8 protein-coding genes and 1 pseudogene are annotated in these 7,943 nt (G+C 67.7%); 4 read left to right on the top strand and 5 right to left on the bottom strand.

The window, feature by feature from the left end; all coding sequences use genetic code 11:
* The 3 genes and pseudogenes from ACNPM4_RS08875 to pstB form a co-directional block, all read left to right on the top strand.
* Positions 1–199 (top strand): annotated as a pseudogene (locus ACNPM4_RS08875) (phosphate ABC transporter permease subunit PstC); the annotation flags it as partial.
* A 1-nt stretch (position 200) separates the two neighbouring features.
* Positions 201–1,301: a phosphate ABC transporter permease PstA gene (gene pstA / locus ACNPM4_RS08870; protein WP_372469225.1), complete on the top strand. Its 1,101-nt coding sequence runs from the start codon at positions 201–203 to the stop codon at positions 1,299–1,301.
* 29 nt (positions 1,302–1,330) lie between these two features.
* On the top strand, positions 1,331–2,110 hold the full coding sequence (gene pstB / locus ACNPM4_RS08865; protein ID WP_029262782.1) for a phosphate ABC transporter ATP-binding protein PstB: 780 nt from the start codon (positions 1,331–1,333) through the stop codon (positions 2,108–2,110).
* A gap of 73 nt (positions 2,111–2,183) precedes the next feature.
* On the opposite strand, the gene ACNPM4_RS08860 is transcribed toward pstB, so the two are convergent.
* The 5 genes from ACNPM4_RS08860 to ACNPM4_RS08840 all read right to left on the bottom strand — a co-directional run bounded on the left by ACNPM4_RS08860 (position 2,184) and on the right by ACNPM4_RS08840 (position 7,036).
* Positions 2,184–3,068 (bottom strand): aminodeoxychorismate lyase, encoded by an 885-nt coding sequence (locus ACNPM4_RS08860; protein ID WP_029262783.1) that lies wholly within the window; start codon positions 3,066–3,068, stop codon positions 2,184–2,186.
* 189 nt (positions 3,069–3,257) lie between these two features.
* Positions 3,258–3,887, bottom strand: coding sequence for a DNA-directed RNA polymerase subunit beta (locus ACNPM4_RS08855; protein ID WP_448985435.1), 630 nt, complete (start codon positions 3,885–3,887; stop codon positions 3,258–3,260).
* Positions 3,888–3,916: 29 nt separating this feature from the next.
* Entirely contained in the window at positions 3,917–4,696 is a 780-nt protein-coding gene (locus ACNPM4_RS08850; protein WP_448985434.1) for an anti-sigma factor, read from the bottom strand.
* Positions 4,693–5,292 carry an ECF RNA polymerase sigma factor SigK gene (gene sigK, locus ACNPM4_RS08845; protein WP_029262786.1) on the bottom strand — a complete coding sequence of 200 codons (600 nt, stop codon included), beginning with the start codon at positions 5,290–5,292 and terminating at the stop codon, positions 4,693–4,695. Before sigK ends, ACNPM4_RS08850 begins: the two co-directional genes overlap by 4 nt.
* 31 nt (positions 5,293–5,323) lie before the next feature.
* Complete coding sequence (locus ACNPM4_RS08840; RefSeq protein WP_448985433.1) at positions 5,324–7,036, bottom strand: cytochrome c biogenesis protein DipZ; 1,713 nt, start codon at positions 7,034–7,036, stop codon at positions 5,324–5,326.
* 164 nt (positions 7,037–7,200) lie between these two features.
* Between ACNPM4_RS08840 and ACNPM4_RS08835 the strand changes: the two genes are divergently transcribed.
* Positions 7,201–7,863, top strand: coding sequence for a fasciclin domain-containing protein (locus ACNPM4_RS08835; RefSeq protein ID WP_029262788.1), 663 nt, complete (start codon positions 7,201–7,203; stop codon positions 7,861–7,863).
* Positions 7,864–7,943 lie beyond the last annotated feature (80 nt).

Below are 7,943 nucleotides of genomic sequence, written 5' to 3'. Positions count from 1 at the left end.
CGTCAGCTTCCTGGTGCTCACCGCCACCAACCCGACGCCGATCCCCGCCAACATCGCCCTGGCCTTCCCAGAGGCGCACGGCACCGGTGTCAACACGCTCATCGCCACCGGCCTCATCCTCTTCGTCGTGACCTTCGCGGTCAATGCGCTGGCGCGCTGGATCGTCGCGCGCCGCGCCGAGTTCTCGGGAGCGAACTGACATGACCACCCTCACCTCCGCTCCCCCCGCCTCGGCCAACGCGGCCTCGCTCACCTCCGGCAAGCTGCCGACGTGGGCGCCGTGGGCCCTGCTCGCGGCATCCTTCGCCATCTCCGCCGCGATCTTCGGGGTCGCCGCCGCCGGTGCCGGGTCCAGCCTCGCCGACTTCAACATCGTCGGCACAGCGATCGTCGGCATCCTGCTCTACATGGTCATCATCACGGTGATCTCGTCGATCGCGGAGAGCCGTCGCAAAGCGATCGACCGACTGATGACGGCGCTCGTCGCCACCGCCTTCCTGATCGCCCTGCTTCCCCTCGTGTCGCTGCTGTGGACGGTCGTGGCCAACGGCGTCGAACGGTTCGACGCCGAGTTCTTCAGCTACTCGATGCGCAACGTCGTCGGTGAGGGTGGCGGCATCGTGCACGCCATCTGGGGCACGGTGCTCATCACCCTGACCGCCACCGTCATCTCGGTGCCGATCGGTCTGATGACCTCCATCTACCTCGTCGAATACGGCCGCGGCAAGATCGCGAAGGCCATCACGTTCTTCGTCGACGTGATGACCGGCATCCCGTCGATCGTCGCCGGTCTGTTCATCTACGCCGCGTTCGCCCTGATCTTCAAGCCCGGCATCTCGATGGGCTTCATGGGCGCCCTCGCCCTCGCCGTGCTGATGACACCGGTGGTCGTGCGCGGCAGCGAGGAACTGCTGCGGATCGTCCCGAACGAGCTCCGCGAGGCGTCCTACGCCCTGGGCGTTCCGAAGTGGCTGACCATCCTGAAGGTCGTACTGCCGACCTCGATCGCCGGCATCATGACCTCGGTCATGCTCGCGATCTCCCGAGTCATCGGCGAGACCGCGCCGCTGCTGCTCACCGCCGGCTTCACTCAGAGCATGAACCTGAACATCTTCAACGGTCAGATGATGACCCTGCCGGTGTTCGCCTACAACCAGTACATGAATCAGGGCACCAGCCCCGACGCCGCCGTCGCGCGCGCGTGGGCCGCCGCCCTCACCCTCATCCTCATCGTCATGGTCCTGAACCTGCTCGCGCGTCTCATCGCGAAGTGGTTCGCCCCGAAGGTCTCCGGCCGCTGAGCGCCCGACCACTCAGAACAGGAATCCACGTGTCCAAGAGCATCGAAGTCAACGACCTCAACGTCTACTACAGCAACTTCCTCGCCGTGGAGGGCGTCTCCCTCGACATCCAGCCGCGCAGCGTGACCGCCTTCATCGGCCCCTCGGGGTGCGGCAAGTCCACGTTCCTGCGCACCCTGAACCGCATGCACGAGGTCATCCCCGGCGCCCGCGTCGAAGGTGAGGTGCTGCTCGACGGCAAAGACCTCTACGGTCCCGGCGTCGACCCGGTGCTCGTGCGTCGTCAGGTCGGCATGGTGTTCCAGCGGCCGAACCCGTTCCCCACGATGTCGATCAAGGAGAACGTCCTCGCGGGCGTGAAGCTCAACAACACCCGGATGTCGAAGAGCGACCAGGACGCCCTGGTCGAGAAGTCACTCACCGGTGCGAACCTGTGGAATGAGGTCAAGGACCGGCTCGACCGCCCGGGATCCGGCCTGTCCGGCGGGCAGCAGCAGCGTCTGTGCATCGCCCGCGCGATCGCCGTTTCGCCCGAGGTGCTGTTGATGGACGAGCCGTGCTCGGCTCTCGACCCGATCTCGACCTACGCGATCGAGGAGCTGATCGGCGAGCTCAAGAACGAGTTCACGATCGTCATCGTCACGCACAACATGCAGCAGGCGTCCCGCGTGTCCGACAAGACGGCCTTCTTCAACATCGCCGGCACCGGCAAGCCGGGCAAGCTCATCGAGTACGACGACACGACGAGCATCTTCACCACCCCGTCCGTGCAGGCCACCGAGGACTACGTCTCCGGCCGCTTCGGGTGAGTCGAGGCTGACGGAAGAGGGTTCGGGAACTTCGGTTCTCGGACCCTCTCGCGTGTCGGCGACGCCTCGACGCTCAGTCGCGCGGGGAGAGCAGGTAGCGGTTCAGGTCGGCCGTGAGGGCCGCGTCGACCGGGAGCGAGACATCGTCGACGGCGGTGATGGCCGCAGCGAGGCGGACGCTCGACACGAGCCACGCAGCATCCGCCTGCGGGAGATCCGTCGCCGGGATGCGGTCGTAGCCGACGTCGAAACCCTGTGCCGCGAGATGGTCGTACACGCTGAGCTGGGTCGTGCCGTGCAGGATGCCGCCGTTCGGGGCGGGGGTGACGAAGCGGTCGCCGAACCGGAGGATCAGCGAAGCCGTCGGCGCCTCCAACACGAAGCCGTCGCTCGAGAGGAAGATCGCGTCGTCCGCCCCGCGCCGGTGCGCCTCACGCAGAGCAGCCATGTTCACGGCGTAAGAGAGGGTCTTGGCGCCCAGCAGCAGCCACGGCGCCCGCTCGGCCGCGCCCAGGTCGTATCCGCGGTCGAGGGTGACGACACGCACGCCCTGCTCCCGTACGGCGGAGAAATCGGATGCCGGCGCCGCCGTCACCCATGCCGTCGGCGTGGGCCCGTGCTCGACGCCGCGGCTGAGGATGAGCTTGATCACGGATTCGCCCGCACCGAGCTGTGCCGCGGCCCGGTCGATGGCCTGGCGCCACTGCGCGAGGTTCGGCACCGGAAGGTCGCACAGGCGTGCCGAGTGCGCGAGCCGCTCGAGGTGCGGGACGACTTCCTGCGCATGCCCGTCGACCACGCCGATCGACTCGAACACGCCGTCACCGCGCTGCGTGCTCAGCTCCCCCACGCTGAGCGCGGGGGCCGCAGCATCCACCTGCGTGAACGTGTCGGCGTAGTCGGAGCGCTGCTCCTCGGCGGGCACGGGATCGATCATGAGTGCGAAACGCCCGGTCATGATCCGAGCCTAGAGGGCGGGAATACCCTCCGCCGCATCGCGTTACAATTGAGTGGCCGGGCCGCATAACCCCGGGCTCCATTTTTCGCCGCTACGAGCGGCCTTCCGCCGAGAGGCGTTCTTGCGGCCCGGTCTTTTCTTTGTCCGGGCGCTATTCTGCAGGCCCGGCGGCCCGCCGGAGCGTGTCCGTCAGCTGAGAGCCCCCGTGCGCCACAGCACCGCTGCGGCCGCCAGATCCTGCGCATAGCTGCTGAGTCGTAGCGCTCGAGTGGTCAGTTCGCTGGCTCGCGCCGGTTCGGTGGGCTCGTAGTCGTCCGCCGAGTGGGTCGCCCCTGAAGCCTGCACCCGGCAGAACGCGGCGGCGCGGTCGAGAGCCACCGCGAAGTCCCCGCGGAACGCCCCGCGCAGGATCGTGTCGATCAGCGCGACGAGCTCGTCAGGGCTCGCCGGCACCGGAGCGCCGGCGATCACGACATCGGCCGAGGCCAGCTCCAGCCGACCGCGGTCATAGAGCAGCGCGGCCGTGCGGGCGTCGGCGTGGATCGCGAGCTGCAGCACGTACAGGCGCCACAGCGCGCCGGGAAGCGTGCGGGACGGAGCCTTCGACCACAGCTCCGCGATCTCGTCGATGCCGTGCTCGGAGGTGAATGCCACGAGCCGCTCCGCGCTGGCACCGCTCTCGTCCGCACGGACGCGCGTCAGCAGAGCGGATGCCGTGGCGTGTGCGACCCGCGTCTCTTCGGCGGGATCGTGCGCGCCGACGATGTTGTCGAAGGAGGAGGACGGTCGGCGCACAGGGCGGTGGTGCTGCTCAGGCATCCCTCCAGGGTACGCGCGATCGGCGACGCTCAGGCCGTGGGGATGACGATCACCGGGTCAGACGTCGGCTGCCCCGTCGGCGACCCGCCGGCCTGTTCGACGGTCACCGCGATCGCATCTCCTGCCTGCATGTCGCCATCGAGCAGGGCTGTCGCCTCACCGCCGTCGACATCGAACACGCCTGCCGAGACGGGGGCGTCACCGCGCACGAACCAGAGTTCGTAGGTCTCGCCCTCCCCGGGATTCGGGAGCCCGTCGGCCACGAGCACGGCCTTGCCGACCGAGCCCGACCAGTGCGCCGTCGCCGTTCCGCCGTCATCGAGCGCGACCGTCGCCTGCTCGGCGTCTCCCGCCGCTTCGATCTCCTGCAGGGCGACCACGCTCGCGGGGCGGTTCAGCTGCTGATTCAGAGCCACTGCGCCGATGCCGACGCCGACGAGGAGGGCGAGGCACGCGGCCAACGCGAACACCGTGCGAGTCCATCGGCGCGGCTTCGGGGATTCGGCGGTGGCCTCCTCCGTCGTGAAGCTCTCCGGTGCCGGAGCGGCCGCACGCGGCTCGTCGCCGTCCGACTCGATTCTCTGTGGCGTGACGGCGATCTGCGCGAGCAGGGCGGACCGGATGCTCGCGGGCGGATCTACCGTCGCGGCCGTCTCGGCGAGTAGCCCGGCCGCACCGGCATCCGCCTCGACGATGGCCTGCCACTCGGGGTGCGCGGCGAGTGCGTCACGGAAACGGCGCTCGTCGTCTGCCGACAGCGCGTGCAGGGCGGCACCTGCCGCGAGCTCTGCGAACTCTCTCTCGTTCATGCCGTCACCCCCATCGCCGTGCGCAAACGGGTCAGCCCGTCTCGCATCCGTGTCTTGATCGTCCCCAGCGGCGCGCCCACCAGGGCCGCGATCTCGTTCTGACTGTAACCGCCGTAGTAGGCGAGGACGAGTGCCTCGCGCTGCACCTCAGGAAGCCCCGAGAGAGCGTCGACGACCTTCTCGCCTTCGATTCCCAGCTCCACCTGTTCTGCGACGCTGTCGTGTGCCACACCGATGTCCTTGAATCCGGCCCGCACATCGCGGTCGGCGCTCGACTGCGATGCCCGCACCCGGTCGACGGCCCGACGATGTGCGATCGTCATGACCCACGTTCGTCCTTGACCTCTGTTCGGAGCGAAGCGGGAAGCGGATTGCCAGATCTCCAGGAAGACCTCCTGCAGGACCTCCTCGCTCTGCGCCCGGTTGACCAGCACGCGGAGGATCAGCCCGAAGGCGCGGGAGGAGAGGGCGTCGTAGAGGGCCGCGAAGGCAGCCTGGTCACCGTCGGCGACGCGCACGAGGAGGTCGCCGACAGCATCCTGCGTCGCGCCGTCCTCCGGGACGTCCATTCCATCGATGACCATCTCCACAAGCATGCCGCATCTCCTCTCCGTACCCGTGCAGACGTCACCCGAATGTGAAGGAATAGACCTGGATTCCGGGCGGGACGTCGAGCGTGAGGGTGCCTTCGGCGATGTCGGTCTGCTTGAGCAGCTCGTACGAGCGCGGAGTGCCGTCGATCGCGATGGTCTCCGTCGATCCGTCGTCGCGTCGGAGCTCGATGTCTCCCGTCCCGGCGACCACGACCCGCACCTCGGCGGCGTGATACTCGAGGCTGATGCGTCCGTCATCACTCTCCGGCGTCGCGTACTGCGTCTCGATCGTCCAGTCGCCGTCGAGCGCGAAGCTGTCGGCCGGCTGATCCTTCGGGAACGTGTACGCGTTGGTGCCGGAGCGGTAGTCGCCGTCGCCGCCGTAGTTGACGTCCTTCGACGAACCGAGGAATGTCTCCCTCGTCGTCGACCCCACATCGGGTGTGTCATCTTCGACGTCTGTCGCGCCGGGAAGGTCGACGGACGGATCCGCGTCCTTCAACAGCTCGCGGATCATCGACTCGGTCGCGGCGTAGTTGCCCTCTCCGAACGAGATGTGGCGCACGGTTCCCTCTGCATCGATCAGGTAGTGGGCGGGCCAGTAGCGGTTGCGGTAGTTCGTCCACGTCGACAGGTTGTTGTCGAGGGCGACCGGGTATTCGATGCCGAAGTCTCGCGCGCCGGCCGCCACATTGCCCGGGTCCTTCTCGAACGCGTACTCGGGAGAGTGGATGCCGATCACCTGCAGGCCCGCATCGCGGTACGCCTCGTCCCAGGCGACCACGTGCGGCAGCGAACGCTGGCAGTTGATGCACGAGTACGCCCAGAAGTCGATCAGCACCACCTGGCCGCGCAGATCCTTCAGGTCGAGGGCCTCACCATCCGGCGTGTTGAGCCATTCCTGGATGCCCTTGATCGACGGCGCCGTTCCACACGTCTCGAGTTCCTCGGCACCGTTGGTGCACTTGTCGAGATCCTTGTTCTCTTCGTTGACGAGTCCGCCGAGATCGAGGGCGTCCTTCACCTGGTCGGAGTCGGCGATCTGCTCCTGGAGCGGAGCCGTGTAGTCGGGCAGCAGACGCTGCAGCGCCTGGGGCACGTTGAACACGAGCCCGACGGCGAGCGCGATCATCGCGATGCCGGCGGCGATGCGCAGCCCGCGCTCCTTCGAGCGGAAGGAGCGGATGCGCTCGACGACGCTGCGGCCGGCGAGGGCGAAGATCAGCAGCGGCACCGCCACGCCGATCGAGAACGACACGGTGAGCAGCACGGTTCCGATGCCGATCTGACCGGTGGAGCCGGCGACGATGATGGCGGCCAGCACGGGGCCTGCGCACGGCACGAACACTGCACCCAGCGCGAGGCCGACGCCGAAGCCGCTCCCCCGGTTCTTCACCTCGCGTTGACCGAACCGCTGGAACGGGCGCTCGAGGATGTGCTGGAACCGCGGCACGATGAGCCCGACGCCGATGATGATCAGCACCGCGATGCCGACCCAGCGGATGATGTCCTGCGGCAGATTCAGCAGCCCGAGCAGCAGTGAGCCGCCGAGCGTGACGAGCGTGAAGCTCAGCACCAGCCCCGCGATCACGAAGTACGGGCGGCTGCGCCTGGCGGGCACCACCTCGTCTTCATACCGCGCGGACTGGGCGCCCCCGGTGAGGAAGATCACGGGCAGCACGGGCAGGATGCACGGCGAGATGCCGGTGATGAGCCCGCCGAGCAGGCCGATGATGATCAGGTCCATGAGGTCCCCACTTCTGTCGGGAGCTGTTCGCTCCGGGGACGACAACGGATTGGATTCGATCGATCTGAGAGATTTCTGAGATTTCTCCCATCCGATCTCGAAGGTGCTCCGAACAGCCCTCGACGCCACGGAGAGGCCGTGGCTCAGTTCTGAAGGAGCTCGACATGTTCAGCACCAAGAAGAAGGTCACCGCAGCCATCACCCTCGGCCTGGCGAGCGCGTTCCTGCTCTCCGCCTGTTCGATGGGCAGCGGCAGCACCACGGAGGAGTCCACCGAGCCCAAGACTCCGGAGACGTCGGAGTCGACGCCGATGGAGGAGATGGACCCGGCCGCGAACCTCGTGGGCCCCGGTTGCGCCGCCTACGCCGAAGCTGTGCCGGAGGGCGCAGGATCGATCCAGGGCATGTCCCAGGACCCGGTCGCCGTCGCCGCATCCAACAACCCGATGCTGACCACGCTGGTCGCAGCGGTGAGCGGACAGCTCAACCCCGACGTGAACCTCGTCGACACGCTCAACGGAGACGAGTTCACCGTGTTCGCACCGGTGGATGACGCCTTCGCGAAGATCGACCCGGCCACCATCGAGGCTCTCAAGACCGACAGCGAGACGCTGAGCTCGATCCTGACCTACCACGTGGTCCCCGGCCAGATCGAGCCGGCCGACATCGAGGGCATGCACAAGACGGTCCAGGGTGCCGAGCTCGAAGTCACCGGCAGCGGCGATGACTGGATGGTCAACGACGCCAAGGTCGTCTGTGGTGGAGTGCAGACCGCGAACGCGACCGTGTACCTGATCGACACGGTCCTGATGCCCCCGGCTTCCTAAGCACGGGATGGCCGGGAGGAGGACCCGGCACGCGGCCTTCTCGGGGTAGGGGGAGCCACCCGGGAAGGAGAAGGGGGCGC

The organism is Microbacterium umsixpiens (genome assembly GCF_053543675.1).
Note: the sequence above shows the minus strand (reverse complement) of the source record. Positions and strands in the feature narration are given on the sequence as shown.